The following is a 15,094-nucleotide window of genomic DNA, read 5'->3' on the forward strand; positions in this document are numbered from 1 at the left end:
AGGCTTTTGACCTGTTAAAATCTGATGTTAGTGCAAGAAAATAGGATTGGGACATTCAAAAACCTTGCATTATTCTCCTCGTAGTACATAAACTGGTACAAAAAAAGAGGGCAACAAAGCCTGAAACGACCGACTCCTGACTCCTGACTCCTGACTCCTGACTCCTAACCCCACCAACAAACTTTTTCAGCAAACCCTACTTAAGTCTGAAAAACTGAGGCTATTTTATGATTAATTTAACCTGTCAAGATACCGAAACACTCGATCGCATTTTAGCTGTGACTCGTGCCGTGGGTTGGGGTGGTGCTAAAATCCTCCAATCCTACCACCGGGGTGAACAGGATTTAGCCGTCAACGAGGAAAAAAAAGGCGGACCGGTGACGGCGGCGGATTTAGCGGCAAATCATTATATTTTAGGGGAATTACAAGCCAATTTTTCTGATATCGACTTTGGTTATCTAAGCGAGGAAACCCACCAGGGTAATGAAGCTATCCCGAAAGATTGGGTATGGATTATCGATCCTTTAGACGGAACCCGCGATTTTATCGACAAAACGGGAGAATATGCCCTACATATCGCCTTATGTTATCAAGGAAGACCGATCATCGCCGTGGTTGCCCTGCCGGATCAAGGAAAACTCTATTTTGCCCAAAAAGGAAAAGGTACTTTTCTAGAAACTAGCGACGGAATTATTACACAGGTAAAAGTTGCCAATAAAGATAAAATTACCGACCTCTATCTGGTGGTTAGTCGTACCCATCGCGACCAACGTTTTGATAATTTATTAAGCCAAATACCCTTCTTCGGTAAAAATTATGTGGGTAGTGTGGGCTGTAAAATAGCCACGATCCTCGAACAAAAATCCGATGTTTATATCTCCCTATCGGGGAAATCGGCGGCTAAAGACTGGGATTTTGCCGCTCCAGAGTTGATTTTAACGGAAGCAGGCGGCAAATTCTCCTATTTTGACGGTCAACCCGTGCGCTATAATCGCGGCGATGTGCGGCAATGGGGGGGGATCATGGCCAGTAATGGTCCTTGTCATCAACAACTTTGTCAGTTGTCCACAGCAATCCTCGCCCAAATTGATGCCACTGTCTAATTTCTGCTCTCTTATTCTTTGTGTGATCGGTTTAACTTATATAGGAGCGATCAATCTTTGTGTCCTTTGTGTCTTTGTGGTTTGTTCTAGTCCTTCGCTGGCGGTACTGTATCTTAGAATACATTTTACCCACCAAACCCAAGAGAGCTTAATTTCTGCCCTCTAACCGAGAATCAGAGATCGGTAGAATGGAAAAAAACCAGATCGAGCAATGTTACGGTTAAAAACTTGGCAAGGGTTGATTTTAGCAGTTCCGATCGCCGCCGTGGTCATCTTTCTGATCGTGGCCGCCAGTTTCCAGATCAATCAATGGGGTTTAAATTGGATTTGGGCAGTTTTTACCCTGATTTTTGTGGCTTGGCGCTTCCTGTTGGTCAAATGGACGCGCCCAGTGGTCAGGGAAATTGAGGCCACCATTGAGGAAATTAAGGCAGAATTAACCCCTCCTGGCGGTGATTCCGGGGGCAATGTCGAGGAAATTATCGAGAGGATTATCGTCGAGGCCCGCAATGATCGCCCGGTTTGGGAAGATTGGGCGACTTTTTGGCAACGCTGTCAGGATTTGGTCAGTGCCATCGCCCATATATATTACCCCGATGTCAAGTACCCCTTATTAAATATTTACATTCCCCAGGCCTACGGTTTAATTCGGGGAACTGTGGATGATAGCGATCGCTGGATGCAGAATCTTTCTCCGGCCCTGAATCAAATCACCATCGGCCAAGCCTATCAGGCCTACGAAGTTTATCAAAAATTGCAACCCTCGGCCCAGAAACTTTGGCAGGTCTGGAATTGGGCGCAATGGGTGATCAATCCCGCTGCGGCTGTGGCTAAAGTTGCCAGTCAAAAGTACAGCGATCGAGCGGATCAGCAATTATTAGTCAATTTAGGGCAAGTTTTGCGGGAAAATGCCCTAAGAAATCTCTCTCGCCAAGCGGTGTTACTCTACAGTGGCAGTAATCTCGCCCCAACTCTCCCCACCAAGACGAAAATCGCCACTACTACTCTCAAAGAAATCCTCGCCCAAGCTGAACCAATCACGGAAATCGATCGCCAACCGGTTAATATTCTGCTGGTTGGACGCACCGGGGCCGGCAAAAGCAGTTTAATCAATACTCTCTTTCGGGCCGATTTAGCCCAAGTGGATCTATTGCCCAGTACCGACGCGATCCAATCCTACCATTGGCAAACCCCAGAAGGGGACGAGTTAATCCTCTGGGATACCCCGGGCTATGAACAGTCAAATCGGGCTGATTATCGGCAAAAAGTTCTTAATTATGCCAAAAACGCCGATTTATTAATTCTGGTAACTCCCGCCCTCGATCCCGCCCTGGCCATGGATGAGGCTTTTCTTAAAGATTTGCAACAAACTATTGACAATTTACCAGTTATAGTCTGTGTTTCTCAAGTCGATCGCCTGCGTCCGCTGCGAGAGTGGCAACCTCCCTATAATTGGCTGACGGGAGAAAGTCCTAAAGAAGTCAATATCCGCGAATGCTTGCAGTATCGGGCGGAATTATTCGAGGATCTCTGCGATCGCATTTTGCCGATGGTCAGTCAACAGCCAGATAGAGAAGCTTGGGGGGATGAGGAGTTATCAATCGCTTTACTGGGGGCAATTTCACCCGCAAAACAGTTGCGTTTAGCCCGTTTTTTAGCGGATTTAGAAACTCGAACCCTGGCAGCGGCGAAAATAATTGATCGCTATACTTTACAGATGGCCACGGGGCAAGGTTTAACGGCCCTATTAAAAAGTCCTATTCTAGGTTTTATCTCCACTTTAGCCACGGGAAGACCGACTTTAGCCTATCTTTTAGCTGAACAAATTCCTGTGGAACAATTACCAGTAGCGATCGGTAAATTACAGATGGCCTACGAGCTTTCTTCTCTCTTGAATCCAGAGAATAAAAGTTTTGATTTATTGGCACTTTGGCCAATACTATTAGAAAATTCTAGCACTGCCGACAGGGAAGCTTGGGCCTGGGGTCATGCTCTGGTAGAATATTGGACAAAGGACTTATCGATCGAACAGTTCCGGTCAAGTTATCAGGGGTATTTAGAAACGACAAAAACAGGCCTGTAGCCAGATTAATTAAGCTAAAACTTTCTTCCAATCTAAAAGTATAGGAGAGTGGGGAGGAGAGGTTTCTGGGGTTGAGATTTCTAGCCTTTGTACTAAAATTACCAATGGGAGAGATTTTTTCGTGTTTTTTTAAAAGTTCTATTCATTTCTTTCATTTTCAGAGTTTTCATCGTTAGTTTTCGACGAACTACCCAAACCACTAAAATAAAAGGCGGTGACTGCTGTAGCTATTGGCCCTAAAAAAGTATAAATTGTCTTAGAAGAATCATTAATTAGGGTTGCCGCTTTATCCACTCTACTTTGTACTTCTTGTTCTTCGATAGCTTTCAAATTTATATTTAAATTAAAAATTCCAAGAGAAGCAAAAGAAATGAGACAAATAGAAAGAATTTGTAAACCAGCAGTGGCTAACAATCCCAACCAAAGCCACTTTGCTAAGGAACCAGCTACTTTAGTATTAAAATTATGTCTTTGGTCTGAGGGTGATATAGCTGTAGCTGGTTTACCAAATTCAGATACTTCATTGTCTAAATGATAAGGCTCCGGATTCTTCTTTAGATTATGACGCACAGAGTTCCTTTCAGTTGGAAGAACCAAAGAAGCGCTGGGATCTTTTGGGTTGTTAACTTCCTCTGTCTCATTTTTTGAATCACTGGTCATAACTAAACAATTAGTAGTGGTCTCTGTTCATTACCTTTTTGCAGTATTAATTGAGTATCTTCCTCCGTCTCAGTTTTAGCATATAAAGCCATGAGTTTTAATCCTTTACGAATGACTTCAGACTCTGTTAAGTCTAGCTCTTTAGCTATTTCTTTAAGATATTCAGAGTCCTTTTGACTAAGATTTACTCGAAATTGTCTGGTGGCCATTTTTTTTTGTTAATTCAGTGAATGGATTGTATCGATGGTGTTATCTGTAAGGTCGAGAAGAGCCATTTTTACCATTGAGGGCTATAGTAGGGTCAATTCATGAATTGACCCTACAGTTTGATTTAAGGGTTGTCATCGTCCTTTCTTATAGATGTACATAATAGTCTTCCTTGAGAAACCTAGCATCCTAAGTCACAGTATCCTATCTTACCCTAATTACACCAGATATGTCAAGCAATTACACCAGATATGTCAAGCAATCGCACCAGATATGTCAAATCAACATAAACGAGTCCTGACGGTACTTAATGGGTGCAATAGGTTAAATAGCATCGACTTATCGACTTATTTGCTATTAAAAGGCTATTTTTCGCAAATTTTAACCAAAATAATCTTAGGTTTTATTCATGATTAGGTACAACAGGGGGTATAATAGGGTATTTAGTAGGTGGTATTATATATACATATATGCAAGACCTAGCAATGGGTATATTGTGGGGTTTAATAGATACCACAGTGCTGAGTTCCTATGGTATGATAGTTCCATCAACTTTTAGATAGATAAAAGTATGGCAGACACAACTAAACAAGTGAGTATGCTAGAATTGGAGTTAGAAGATGATCTAATCAGACAAATTGAAGATGTAGCTGATTCTGGTTGTTTTTCAAAAGATGAATTATTAGAAAGTATTTTAGAAGCATGGAGATATCATCAGGCCTATATACATAGACTTGAAAATATGGTTCAAATAATCAATATTAAGTAATTCGATTTGAGGGTAATGTAGAATGATTACTATCAAATGATTACCTGCTTATTGTTTTGAGCTAACAAAAAATTTTATCACTATTTTCTTGAACAACAGTCTATTAAACTTTCATAACAAGTAACCATGAGACAATTATCAGTTTTAGCAATTATTGAGATGTTAATTTATTGTAAGCAGAAATAATCGCCGCATTTTCCCAATCATCATCAAAAGGAAGTGCATCGGAATCTGACAAAGCATTAGCCTCGATTTCTAGATCACCCATCGATTTAACTCGCTCCCAATCGGTTAAATTATTAATATCTGGGGGATTATTTGTTATATTTATCCTTCCTAAAGCTGGTATTTCCAGATGCTGTGGCCAGTGCAGAACTACAGTGATATACTAAGTATAACTTGATCAATACTTTCTAGGGAAATTTTGCTATCAATTCCTAGAAAGTATCGAGGTTTAGGTTTTGCGTCCGAGAAAATTAATAATCCGGGGACTAATTTCTTTTGACCAATGTTCTTGGGGATAGTGTTTCGCTTCCGCGAGGGGGATTAATTCCACTCCTGATTTAGTAGCTAATTTTTCGACAGTGACAGAAGATAACCAAGGATCGGCCATTCCCCAGACAAAAAGGATAGGTTTTTCAAAGTTCTCTAAACCTGTCTCAATTTCTGCCATAGTTTTCGATAGGTTTAAATTGCGAATCGTGGCCAGTAAAGCGCGACCCACTGCCGAAGTTTTTAGATAAGGTTGACGGAAAATAGCCAGATCTGCATCACTAATCACAAAACCGCTACCAGTTTCTAAAGTACGATCGACTAATAAGGGGTCTTGAGTTGCCATATCTCCGAGGAAAGGTAGCCCCCATTGTTTCATTATCCAGGGTAATTTAACATCACTGGAGAGGGGAGTATTTAAAACGATCAAGCGCTCAATTTTATCAGGATTTTCTAGGGCGTATTGTAACCCGACGGAGGCTAAAAAACCCTGGACAATGAGGGAGATTTTCGGCAATTGGAGAGCTTGAATAAAATCGGCCAAGGCTTGACAAAAAGCGCTAGGTGTGTAGGCGAAATCTCTGGCCTCGGGTTTAGCGGATAAACCGGAACCGATCCAATCGGGGGCAATGGCATTAATGTTATATTCTTCTAAACTGGTCAATAATTCCCGCCAAATATAGCCATGGGCGGGTAAACCATGGAGTAGGATCACGGGGGTTGTGTCCGGTTGTTGAGCGGGGTTAACCTGTCGATAAAACCACTTGAGAGAGCCGACTTCGAGAAAACTTTCTAAAATAGCCATGGTTAATGGGGGATTAATAATCATTAACCATTGTCTAACGTCTAGGAACCGATCGCACCAGCAAATTTTCCACCCCGGCAGTTATAGGGAGCTTGCGTCGAGACTTTGTGCTTCTCCGGGGGTTAAGGGTAAATGAAGACCGCATTCTTGTTTTAAACCCTTGAAACGGGTGTCTCGTTCGTTGCTATCATCGGCGGTTAAAGGCCGACTGGAGTGCCAATCGCCGACGGAGACATAACCCAGATCAAAATAGGGATGGTAGGGGAGATCGTATTTAGTCAGATACTGGTATATGGTTTTGGCATTCCAGTCAAGGATCGGTAATATTTTGTAACGTTCGCCCTGTTGATTGACCCATTGGAGAGTTTTGCGGTGGTCGGTTTGGTCGCGACGTAAACCCGCTAACCAAGCGGTGGCCTTTAATTCCTTCAGGGCCCGTTGCATCGGCTCCACCTTGCGGATTTTGTCGTAGAGATTGAGGGAGTCGAGATCGTTATTTGACCACAGTTTACCGTGGATTGCTTCCATGCGGGCGGGACTGAGGGGAGATTGATAAACTTTCAGGTTTAAATGGAGGCGTTGGCTTAATTCTTCGGCAAATTGATAGGTTTCCGGGGGAAGATAGCCGGTATCGATCCAAATGATGGGAATATCGGGGATAATTGCGGTGACGAGGTGCAACATCACCGCCGCCTGAATGCCGAAACTGGTACTCATCACCAAACCTTCCCCAAAGGTGGCCGCGGACCAAGCGACGATTTCCGCGGCGTTAGCGAAGTCAAAACGTTGATTAATTGTGTCCAGGTCGAGGGATAGAGGGTAGGAAAAAGACCGGTCGGCAGTGGCGATGAAGGCAGTTTCTAGGGCCTGTGGATGAGAATTAAGCAAGTGTAAATCTGGCATTCTGGCTAAGATTTAAGGTATTAGTGGCGGCGGATACTGATAGATTCCAATCTATCTATTAGGGTTTGATCATAGAGTTACCTCCATCTCCTCCCCTTGAGAAACGTGGGTGAGACTTTCGCCTCCGACGGCTCCTAGTTTAACTGCTCCATTGTTAGGGATACAGCTTGACAATCGAGGGCCGTTTTATCATCCTGACACTGGCGGTCTAGTAGTTGGGGGTTTTTGTATTCATCCTGACCACCCTATTGTTGAGGATGTATATACTTTACTTATACTATATCTGATGGGGTGAAGTGTGGCCTACACTAGCGACACCTTCCTTTCTCAAAAATCTCTCCGGTGACACTAGATTAAGCAAGATAGGGAGGAATTACCGCTAGTTTTTGCAGTTGTTTTTCAATATTGGCCTTTAATTGGGTCCGGGTGATTTCTTTTCCCGTTTGAGCGGTGTGTGCATTTTCCAGAAAAATAATACTATCTACTTTTTCTAGAGCAAATAATTGGAATAAAAGATGGGTTACGGGAATCAGGAGCGTTGATAGGGGTGAATGGGCGGTATTTTGGGCAGATAGGGCCATTTTTTCCGTAGCAAAGGCATAGATTACCCTTTTCTCCTGTTGCGGCTGCTGCCGATGAGCTAAGGTGGTTAGTAACCAATCACCCTGGCTATTCTGCACCACATAGTATTGTAAATGTTTTAACTGTCTGGCCATGGCCGCGAGGACGGGATTAACCGCTTCTTCCATGACTACGGTGGTCAGTCCGTAATTGACCGCCTCTCGACTTAAAATATGCAGTTGTGCCTTTAATTTCATGGCTAATCATCTCTATAAACTAATCGATGGCGATGACATTCATGCCTTGATTCGGCAACCCCAGTTAAAATTGTCGTCGTGAAAAGATGAGGATGGAGATACCCAATAATAGACCAGTATAAACGAGACTGTAGAGGGCATTAGCGATTAAGACATCAGCACTAGGCAGCAAACCATAAACGGCCTCGTTTCTAAAATTTAATCTCTCCAAATCTGGGAGAATTAGATAAATATTTTTGGTGATAGCGAGGATATTGGCATTTTTGCTGATTATACCCAATTGGATCAGATCTTTGCTGATGTGACCCATGAGATAGACCCCAAAAGTCATTAACGTGGCTAAAATTGAACTGGTAAATACCCCAAAAGCGATCGCCACGGCTGCGATCAGAATTAATTCCAAACCGAGATAGAAAACCGAGACAATTAGGGGTAAAGCTTGAAAAGATACTTTCATCCCCAGCAACATCAGCAAGTAAATCACCAACATTACCCCCAACATCACCGCTAAAACCCCGGACAAACCCAAGTGTTTACCGAGGATAAATTCGGCCCGACTCAGGGGTTTGGGAATCAAAACTAAAATAGTTTTCTTGTCAATTTCCTTATTAATTAGCCCTGTACCCACAAAAACCGCGACAATTACCCCTAATAATCCGATAGCGGCTAATCCCAAGTCAAGAAAGATTTTCTGATGGGTTCCCACCGCAATTTCTGGTAATAAACGCCAAGCGAAGGCCATCAACAAGGCAAAAAACCCGATAAAGTAAAGAATGCGATCGCGAATAACCTCGCGAAAACTATTAGCTGCGATCGCCAAGATTCTCAGGATGCTGATACCCATAGCCTTTCATCAAAATAATATCTGTCTTTCCTTTTGAGATTACCCATTTCCGTGACAAAAGTGGACCTCCTCTAAAAATCAAAAATTGTCACGGTTGGTTAGCAGTCCGTAACGATGACTAGGTGTTGTTAAGTTAGCTAAAAAAGCAGCTAATCCTCACCGTTCCAGTGTTACCTTATCTTTGTCAAAATCCACCATCAAGAATCAGCCTAGGATAAATTGATCTCTAATAACCCCGGTGGTGGCGATATCTCGATGCGTGCCGCTTTTAGATCCACCAGTGGCACAATTTCTTTGACGAAGGGGATCAGGGCCCGGGCCCCTGAGTCGGAGGATGAACTTTTTTTCTTGAGGGGGGCGAGATTTGCTTCTAGTTGCACTGCTAAAATGTCATTACCCGCCCACAAAATATCTACTACAACCCCGATTTTTTCTCCTGTCAGGTGATGATAAACCTCTAAGTTGACTAGCTCGCTAACATGATATTCATCCGATTCTAGGCGAGGTTTTTCTAGTTTATTTGCCCATAATTTATATCCGCGCAAAGCTTCGGCTTGTTCACGATTTTCAACCCCCTCTAACTTGATAACATAAACATTTTTGCCCGGTAGATCACGTCCCCTGAGCAGAGCAATTTCTCGGATTTCTCCTCCTTGGGGTCCTTGTATTCCCCTTATCCCTCGCTTCTGAAAACGTTCGGGAAAATCTGATACCGATAAAACTCGCAATTCTCCCTCCAGTCCCTGGGGTGCTACTATTGTCCCAATTTCTAGCCAATTTTCTTCCATTGTCTCGACTTTTTTGCTATAGCTTTCCCTAGTATATAGCCTTTTTTGTCTCGCTCCTAGATTTTTAAAGTCTTGGTAAGGTAAAATTTTTAGTTGGGTGCATCTCCTATTTGTGACTTTCTCTCACATATTGGTTAGCAGCAGCAGTTATTAAAAGAGGGCGAATACAATTCGCCCCGACAATAATATTATCGCGCCAATGGTAGGGGCGCATTGCGTGCGCCCAAAATGTCCTATAGATATTTCAACAAAACTGAGATGTGCCCATTTTTTGACTTTTTACTGGTGGCTTTTTAGTGAATTATGACTATTTGGCAAGCGGATTTTTATAAATCTTCATCTTCTTCTCCTCTTGAGACAGTCTGGCAATTGTTAATTTTCGATTCTCTCGGTCATCTTATCTATGAAAATTCCTGTCCCCAATCCCAAGCTAATAGCGACTGGTTAACCCAACAGTTACGGCAAGCTTGTCAAGTCTCCCCCCCGGAAATTATCCAAGTTTTTCGCCCCCAATGCGCCAATTTATTTCTCCTTGCTGGTCAAAATTTACAGATCAAAATCCAGTTAACCCGTCACGTTAATGCCCTGAAAAAACAGCTAGAATTACGGCAAATCCCTATCAATATCGACTCTCCTCCACCGCAACCCCTACCGGACCAATTTTTAGGTCAAGAGTGGCGTTTTGCTCGCTTTCCCGCCGTTGATTTAGTTAATTTTTTTGGCGATCGCAGAATACCGATTCTTTCCCTACCAGAGGCCTTTTCTCCTTTAAAATTAGGTTTAGCCTCCACTTTAATGATCCCCGGTGTGGTGATTACCGGTGGTAAAAAATCTCTGGAGATCGCTCGTTGGTTGGAGGAAATTAACCCAGTATTTATCGATCATATTCCCACAGAAACGGGGCGATCGGGCGGTTTGGTCTTGGAATCGGGCCTAAATGAACGTTGGATTTTCCTAACCTACGAGGATGAAGAAGTGGCCCGGGCAGCCAATGTTTATCAGGCAACCAAAGAGGAAAGCCAAGGTTGGCACTTTCTTCTCATACAACCGGATGATTCTGGCCGCACTTTTACCGGCTTTTGGCTACTGCAGCAGGTTTAACCCCCAAGCTGTCCCCAAGAGGCAAAGAATGCCAGCTAACCCCGCTAAAGGTTGGTTATAGATACCTTTAACCCAAACTAACCCAGAATCGCTGTAAGACATCAATTCGGCACTGTCTAGTAAGGCCAATCCCCACACCCAACCGCTATGAAGTCCCCAAGCTAATCCTAAACTACCATGATCGATCGCCCGCGCCCAGACCAGAACCATGCCCATCAGAAATAAACCGGGTAGTTGCGGCAGCGTTTGCTGACGTTCCCAAAGCAGGTGCAGCAGGGCAAAAATTAGGCTAGAAATGGCTCCCGCCACCCAAAACCCGTATTCTTGGCTTAATTGGCTCAAAAAGATGCCCCGAAAGATTAATTCCTCGGTAATACCCACCCAGAGGGCCACTATCAACAGGGGTAAACTCAAGGAAAAAGCGCGAGTTAGATTTTTGGGCTGCCAATGTACCCAGGCCAAAATCCCCTCTAGGAAAAAAATTATCCCTAATCCCACCACTGCCAAGATTAATCCTTTGGTTAGGGAGATAAAGAGGGAAAATGACCAAATTAATCCGTAATTATCGAGGCTGCTCCCCTCTATCTTCAATAATCCCCAGATAACTAAGGGAGCCAAGGCGTAAAGAGAGGCCACTAGGGGTAATTTTTGGTCAGGTTTTGTCCCTTGCAGCGGTTGCCATCCCAAACGACTCCCTAAACCAATGGCAATGGGCAGCCAGAGAATTAACCAGACTAACAGGAAAATAATAATTTTTATTAAGGCGGCAATCTCCATTGTCAATTAGCTGATGGGGGTGTGGGTTTTGGGGTGTGGGGTTTTGGGGTTTTGGGGTTTTGGGGTATTAGTTGGAATTTCCCTATCCCCCCATTTCCCCATTTCCCTACCCCCTACCCCTAACACCCATAAAACAAACCCTCTAGGGATAGAATAACTGTGGAACTTTGCTCTGCTAAAGCCTAGCTCCAACAAAAATCCATCCCTAGGGGGTTGCGAAAAAGAAGAAAAAGTGCTTAAGGAAAACCCCTCAAGTTGATAAAAGAGGCGGTCAGGGGTTAGAATTAGGGGTAAGAATCTATATTGTCTTTTTGGTCGGTCTTGTCAAAACTAGCCCTTTTGACTGCCGATTTTTTTTATCCTTATCCCTACTCCGTAACCCATTTAAGCTTCTGCCGGTTCTTCTGATTCCATTTGTTTGAGGTGGATGTGCTTGTAGCCAAGTTTGATTTCAAATTCATCCCCGGGCTGCAAGTTCATTTGTTCGGTATAGGTGGAACCGATGACGATTTGACCATTTTTATGGACACTAACCCGGAAAGTGGGTTCGCGGCCGCGGCCATCTTTAGTCCCTTCGGGATCAAGAGGAACCCCTTTTGCACCTAAAACAGCATCGTAAAAGTCGGTTAAATTGACCCGAACTTGGCCATCTTTACTTTGAGAGTAGTAACCACAACGTTTTGCCGTTTCGCGACGGGGTAAGTGGGATAACTCTTTGACTTTTTGAAGTAGAGCTTTCCCGGTTAGGGGAGTAGGAGAGATATCACTCATGGTACTTTTTAATGTCTCTTGATTTTTGACTGACTGTCAATTAAGTTTACACTGACAAATTGATCATACCAAAAATCTTGCCAAAAATGTCTAGAGGGGAATAATAAATTTTTTAAAACTGATGGTTCGGTGATGACAATCGTGCTAAGAAGACCCCAGACTAGGTAGTAAGTGTAAACCTTGTGGGGGAGAGGAAATTTTTGGCCAAGACTCTGGCAATTTTTGGTCGGGTGCGAGGAAAACAGGGGGGAGAAAGTGAGGACAAAAAACCGTTTAAGCTATACCTAGCAAGGAATTGAGAAAATATACTTGTGGTTGGAGTTGGCAAAAAACTAATGACCCAGAGCAGTAAATCCGGGGGGATTAAACTGTTTTCGATCGACTTGCCCATCTATCATTAGGCCTAGATACCCACCCCTTGGCTCAACCGACCGGGGAAAATCTTAAGGATTAATTACCATTACTAGCTCCCCCTTGGCCCGTTAACATCGATTATCCTGAGTATTAGGAGTCCCTCATCCCCGTGCCGAGTATGGAAGTTTATTTTAAAATTCTGCGTCAACGACCCAACGACACCCCCTACCTAGAAAATTTTACCCTAGAGGTGGAGGCGGGAAATACAATTCTCGACTGCCTTAATCGCATCAAATGGGAACTTGATGGAACTTTGGCCTTTCGCAAAAATTGCCGCAACACAATTTGTGGCAGCTGTGCTATGAAAATTAACGGTCGTTCGGCCTTGGCTTGTCAACAAAATATCGCCAGTGAATTAAACCATTGTAGCCAAAAAGATGCCGGAGAAATTCCCGAAATCACGATCGCACCCCTGGGTAATTTACCGATTATCCGGGATTTAATCGTCAATATGCAACCGTTTTGGGACGATTTAGAAAAGGTTGAACCTTATATTAGTAGTCAAGCGCGCACCATTCCCGAACGAGAATTTCTGCAAACTCCAGAAGAAAGAGCCAATCTCAATCAGATGGGTAACTGCATTATGTGCGGGGCCTGTTATTCGGAATGTAACGCCAAGCAAGTCAATCCCGATTTTGTCGGACCCCACGCTTTAGCAAAAGCGCAGCGCACCCTAGCAGATTCCCGCGATGGTAATCAAGAAGGTCGCCTAGAACTTTATAACCAAGGCACCGCAGGGGTTTGGGGTTGTACCCGTTGCTATTTCTGTAATGCGGTTTGTCCTATGGAAGTGGCTCCTATGGATCAGATCGGTAAAATTAAACAGGAAATACTCGCTCGCAAGTCGGCCGATAGTAGTCGTCCCATTCGTCACCGGAAAGTTTTAGTGGAATTAGTCAAAGCAGGGGGATGGGTTGATGAACGCCAATTCGGCCTCTATGTGCTGGGCAATTATTGGCGCGATTTACAGGGTTTATTAAGTATTGCTCCCTTGGGATTGCGGATGATTGCTAAGGGTAAATTTCCCACTTCCTTTGAAGCTTCCGAGGGAACCGAGGAGGTGAGAGGTTTAATTACTGCCATTCAAAATTCTCGCTCTTGATCACTCTCGATGGTTAGAGTAATTCTGACCCACAAAGCTTTTGCATGAGTGCCTTTTGCATGAGTGCCTATCTTCACTAGGAAATTTATTTTGCACGACTACTTAGGGTTTGCTGAATAATGGTAAAACCCTCTTAAAATAAGGCTTTTGACCTGTTAAAATCCGATGTTCGTGCTGCGAAAATAGGATTGGAACCCTCAAAAATCTTGCATTATCTTTCCTGTAGTACATAGACTGGTACAAAAAGAGAGGGCAACAAAGCCTGAAACTCCTGACTCCGTTCAGACCTCGGACGTTCGGCGAGACTTCGGCGTGAGCTTTTGTCGAGCGCTCAGTCGAGCCGCGTGAGCTTTTGTCGAACGCTGATCTCACGGCCGAAGCCTGACTCCTAACCCCACCAACAAACTTTTTCAACAAACCCTACTTAACGGATGAGAGGCGCAACATTTTGAGATTTTTCCGCAAACCTTGCCAGGAATATTATCTCTTATCTTGACCAGATGGATTGACTTCCAGGGGTGACAAAACAAAGCGAGCAACTGGAAGATCTCGCCGCTAGATGTTAAGTCTGATTGCCTGGTCATTCTCAACAAGTGCTGTTTATTGAGAATGAACGGGGAACCCTGAATTTTTCGGCTTAGTTGGCGGCAGCTTGCCGCCAACTCACTCCTCTAGATAAGTATTTTGACTCACGCTCCTTCCTCTTTCGAGACGTTGTGACACTTAGGGTGCGGAATGTGGGATATAATCGCAAAAATCCCTAGTTTGTTGACAAAAAAACACCCTAGGTAGGGTGGGGGCGGAACCTATTCTGCTGTACTCTATGGATAATACCAGTTAAAAAAGCAGGCTACTTATTCTTTGATCGAGCTAACTTCCGCTTCGAGAAAGCCCCCAATCCGACTGCCGTTCCTGCAACGAGAATAGCCAGAGAGCTTGAGGGTTCGGGGACGGAAATAGGTTGTTTGACGGTGGCTGTTAGGGTACTTTGTGCTATGGGGATAAAAGAACTAAAAATAGGGTTGGGATTGCCTACAGCTTGACCATTATCGCCCGATGCGAAGCCAACCGAGGGACCAGATAGTCCCCACACTTGACCTGTAGAAGAATTTGATCCACCAACTAAAAATTGTCCTGTCGTGGTATTGAAGTTAAAGTTGAATGTTCCTCCTTGGCTGGGCTGCCAAGTCCCCAGAGAAGTTGTATTTTGGAAGACTTCCATCATGAAAAAGTCAAGTTGACCGCCCGCGATCGGTCCTGTTCCAATCAAGGAGTCATTGTAACCAAACATCCCTGTCAAGTTATAGCCATTAGCTCCAGCAATTCTCATTTTAAAAAGTAACAAGTGATACAGACAGAAACAAAGCTTTAAGCAAGCTACAAAATGCGCTCCCGCGAGTGCGACTGCATCGCAGAGAAGTGAGTATATAGAGTATTTATACTCAAAATATTTGAAA

The 15,094-nt window shown here is 43.7% G+C and carries 17 protein-coding genes; 6 read left to right on the top strand and 11 right to left on the bottom strand.

Features of this window, described 5'->3' with window-relative positions:
- Positions 1-227 precede the first annotated feature (227 nt).
- Genes ACE1AQ_RS15000 through ACE1AQ_RS15010 form a run of 3 tightly spaced genes read left to right on the top strand, consistent with a single transcriptional unit; the run spans position 228 to position 3,186 of the window.
- Entirely contained in the window at positions 228-1,103 is an 876-nt protein-coding gene (locus tag ACE1AQ_RS15000) for a 3'(2'),5'-bisphosphate nucleotidase CysQ (RefSeq protein WP_106908716.1), read from the top strand.
- Entirely contained in the window at positions 1,090-1,269 is a 180-nt protein-coding gene (locus ACE1AQ_RS15005) for a hypothetical protein (RefSeq protein WP_110544948.1), read from the top strand. The genes ACE1AQ_RS15000 and ACE1AQ_RS15005 overlap by 14 nt, the downstream gene beginning before the upstream one ends.
- Positions 1,270-1,314: 45 nt before the next feature.
- Positions 1,315-3,186 carry a GTPase family protein gene (locus tag ACE1AQ_RS15010; RefSeq protein WP_110544946.1) on the top strand — a complete coding sequence of 624 codons (1,872 nt, stop codon included), beginning with the start codon at positions 1,315-1,317 and terminating at the stop codon, positions 3,184-3,186.
- 138 nt (positions 3,187-3,324) lie between these two features.
- Here the strand turns inward: ACE1AQ_RS15010 and ACE1AQ_RS15015 are convergent, their stop codons facing one another.
- Positions 3,325-3,846 carry a hypothetical protein gene (locus tag ACE1AQ_RS15015; protein ID WP_110544944.1) on the bottom strand — a complete coding sequence of 174 codons (522 nt, stop codon included), beginning with the start codon at positions 3,844-3,846 and terminating at the stop codon, positions 3,325-3,327.
- Between the two features lie 2 nt (positions 3,847-3,848).
- On the bottom strand, positions 3,849-4,055 hold the full coding sequence (locus ACE1AQ_RS15020; RefSeq protein ID WP_002762605.1) for a hypothetical protein: 207 nt from the start codon (positions 4,053-4,055) through the stop codon (positions 3,849-3,851).
- Positions 4,056-4,624: 569 nt separating this feature from the next.
- Between ACE1AQ_RS15020 and ACE1AQ_RS15025 the strand changes: the two genes are divergently transcribed.
- Positions 4,625-4,822, top strand: coding sequence for a hypothetical protein (locus ACE1AQ_RS15025; protein WP_110544942.1), 198 nt, complete (start codon positions 4,625-4,627; stop codon positions 4,820-4,822).
- 151 nt (positions 4,823-4,973) lie between these two features.
- Here the strand turns inward: ACE1AQ_RS15025 and ACE1AQ_RS15030 are convergent, their stop codons facing one another.
- The 6 genes from ACE1AQ_RS15030 to rimM all read right to left on the bottom strand — a co-directional run bounded on the left by ACE1AQ_RS15030 (position 4,974) and on the right by rimM (position 9,472).
- A complete protein-coding gene (locus ACE1AQ_RS15030; protein WP_110544939.1) occupies positions 4,974-5,177 on the bottom strand; it encodes a hypothetical protein in 204 nt (67 codons plus the stop codon).
- A 99-nt stretch (positions 5,178-5,276) separates the two neighbouring features.
- A complete protein-coding gene (locus ACE1AQ_RS15035) occupies positions 5,277-6,143 on the bottom strand; it encodes an alpha/beta fold hydrolase (protein WP_110544937.1) in 867 nt (288 codons plus the stop codon).
- A gap of 57 nt (positions 6,144-6,200) precedes the next feature.
- Positions 6,201-7,022: a phosphoadenosine phosphosulfate reductase gene (gene cysH / locus ACE1AQ_RS15040; RefSeq protein WP_110544936.1), complete on the bottom strand. Its 822-nt coding sequence runs from the start codon at positions 7,020-7,022 to the stop codon at positions 6,201-6,203.
- Positions 7,023-7,375: 353 nt separating this feature from the next.
- The gene (locus ACE1AQ_RS15045; RefSeq protein ID WP_110544933.1) at positions 7,376-7,840 is read right to left on the bottom strand and encodes a hypothetical protein; all 465 of its coding nucleotides are present in this window, start codon (positions 7,838-7,840) and stop codon (positions 7,376-7,378) included.
- 64 nt (positions 7,841-7,904) lie between these two features.
- Positions 7,905-8,684 (bottom strand): ABC transporter permease, encoded by a 780-nt coding sequence (locus tag ACE1AQ_RS15050; RefSeq protein ID WP_008202810.1) that lies wholly within the window; start codon positions 8,682-8,684, stop codon positions 7,905-7,907.
- Positions 8,685-8,893: 209 nt separating this feature from the next.
- Entirely contained in the window at positions 8,894-9,472 is a 579-nt protein-coding gene (rimM, locus tag ACE1AQ_RS15055; RefSeq protein WP_110544931.1) for a ribosome maturation factor RimM, read from the bottom strand.
- 303 nt (positions 9,473-9,775) lie between these two features.
- On the opposite strand from rimM, the gene ACE1AQ_RS15060 reads away from it, so the two are divergent.
- Positions 9,776-10,573 carry a Tab2/Atab2 family RNA-binding protein gene (locus tag ACE1AQ_RS15060; RefSeq protein WP_110544929.1) on the top strand — a complete coding sequence of 266 codons (798 nt, stop codon included), beginning with the start codon at positions 9,776-9,778 and terminating at the stop codon, positions 10,571-10,573.
- On the opposite strand, the gene ACE1AQ_RS15065 is transcribed toward ACE1AQ_RS15060, so the two are convergent.
- Positions 10,556-11,350, bottom strand: a complete 795-nt coding sequence (locus tag ACE1AQ_RS15065; protein WP_008202816.1) for a CPBP family intramembrane glutamic endopeptidase — start codon at positions 11,348-11,350, stop codon at positions 10,556-10,558. The two genes, ACE1AQ_RS15060 and ACE1AQ_RS15065, sit on opposite strands and share 18 nt — an antisense overlap.
- A gap of 384 nt (positions 11,351-11,734) precedes the next feature.
- Entirely contained in the window at positions 11,735-12,121 is a 387-nt protein-coding gene (locus ACE1AQ_RS15070; protein WP_008202818.1) for an AbrB family transcriptional regulator, read from the bottom strand.
- A 532-nt stretch (positions 12,122-12,653) separates the two neighbouring features.
- Here ACE1AQ_RS15070 and ACE1AQ_RS15075 point away from each other — a divergent pair.
- The gene (locus ACE1AQ_RS15075; RefSeq protein ID WP_008202819.1) at positions 12,654-13,637 is read left to right on the top strand and encodes a succinate dehydrogenase/fumarate reductase iron-sulfur subunit; all 984 of its coding nucleotides are present in this window, start codon (positions 12,654-12,656) and stop codon (positions 13,635-13,637) included.
- Positions 13,638-14,487: 850 nt separating this feature from the next.
- Here the strand turns inward: ACE1AQ_RS15075 and ACE1AQ_RS15080 are convergent.
- Positions 14,488-15,094, bottom strand: a 607-nt coding sequence (locus ACE1AQ_RS15080) for a PEP-CTERM sorting domain-containing protein (RefSeq protein ID WP_374808694.1), incomplete at its 5' end; no start/stop codon positions are given.

Origin of the sequence: Microcystis sp. BLCC-F209 (assembly GCF_041928595.1) — a bacterium.
Classification (GTDB): Bacteria; Cyanobacteriota; Cyanobacteriia; order Cyanobacteriales; family Microcystaceae; genus Microcystis.

Bases quoted from the DNA above. Each gene is read 5' to 3' on its own strand.
- ACE1AQ_RS15000 (WP_106908716.1), top strand. From the start codon at position 228: ATGATTAATTTAACCTGTCAAGATACCGAAACACTCGATCGCATTTTA.
- ACE1AQ_RS15005 (WP_110544948.1), top strand. From the start codon at position 1,090: ATGCCACTGTCTAATTTCTGCTCTCTTATTCTTTGTGTGATCGGTTTA.
- ACE1AQ_RS15010 (WP_110544946.1), top strand. From the start codon at position 1,315: ATGTTACGGTTAAAAACTTGGCAAGGGTTGATTTTAGCAGTTCCGATC.
- ACE1AQ_RS15015 (WP_110544944.1), bottom strand. From the start codon at position 3,846: ATGACCAGTGATTCAAAAAATGAGACAGAGGAAGTTAACAACCCAAAA.
- ACE1AQ_RS15020 (WP_002762605.1), bottom strand. From the start codon at position 4,055: ATGGCCACCAGACAATTTCGAGTAAATCTTAGTCAAAAGGACTCTGAA.
- ACE1AQ_RS15025 (WP_110544942.1), top strand. From the start codon at position 4,625: ATGGCAGACACAACTAAACAAGTGAGTATGCTAGAATTGGAGTTAGAA.
- ACE1AQ_RS15035 (WP_110544937.1), bottom strand. From the start codon at position 6,143: ATGATTATTAATCCCCCATTAACCATGGCTATTTTAGAAAGTTTTCTC.
- cysH (WP_110544936.1), bottom strand. From the start codon at position 7,022: ATGCCAGATTTACACTTGCTTAATTCTCATCCACAGGCCCTAGAAACT.
- ACE1AQ_RS15045 (WP_110544933.1), bottom strand. From the start codon at position 7,840: ATGAAATTAAAGGCACAACTGCATATTTTAAGTCGAGAGGCGGTCAAT.
- ACE1AQ_RS15050 (WP_008202810.1), bottom strand. From the start codon at position 8,684: ATGGGTATCAGCATCCTGAGAATCTTGGCGATCGCAGCTAATAGTTTT.
- rimM (WP_110544931.1), bottom strand. From the start codon at position 9,472: ATGGAAGAAAATTGGCTAGAAATTGGGACAATAGTAGCACCCCAGGGA.
- ACE1AQ_RS15060 (WP_110544929.1), top strand. From the start codon at position 9,776: ATGACTATTTGGCAAGCGGATTTTTATAAATCTTCATCTTCTTCTCCT.
- ACE1AQ_RS15065 (WP_008202816.1), bottom strand. From the start codon at position 11,350: ATGGAGATTGCCGCCTTAATAAAAATTATTATTTTCCTGTTAGTCTGG.
- ACE1AQ_RS15070 (WP_008202818.1), bottom strand. From the start codon at position 12,121: ATGAGTGATATCTCTCCTACTCCCCTAACCGGGAAAGCTCTACTTCAA.
- ACE1AQ_RS15075 (WP_008202819.1), top strand. From the start codon at position 12,654: ATGGAAGTTTATTTTAAAATTCTGCGTCAACGACCCAACGACACCCCC.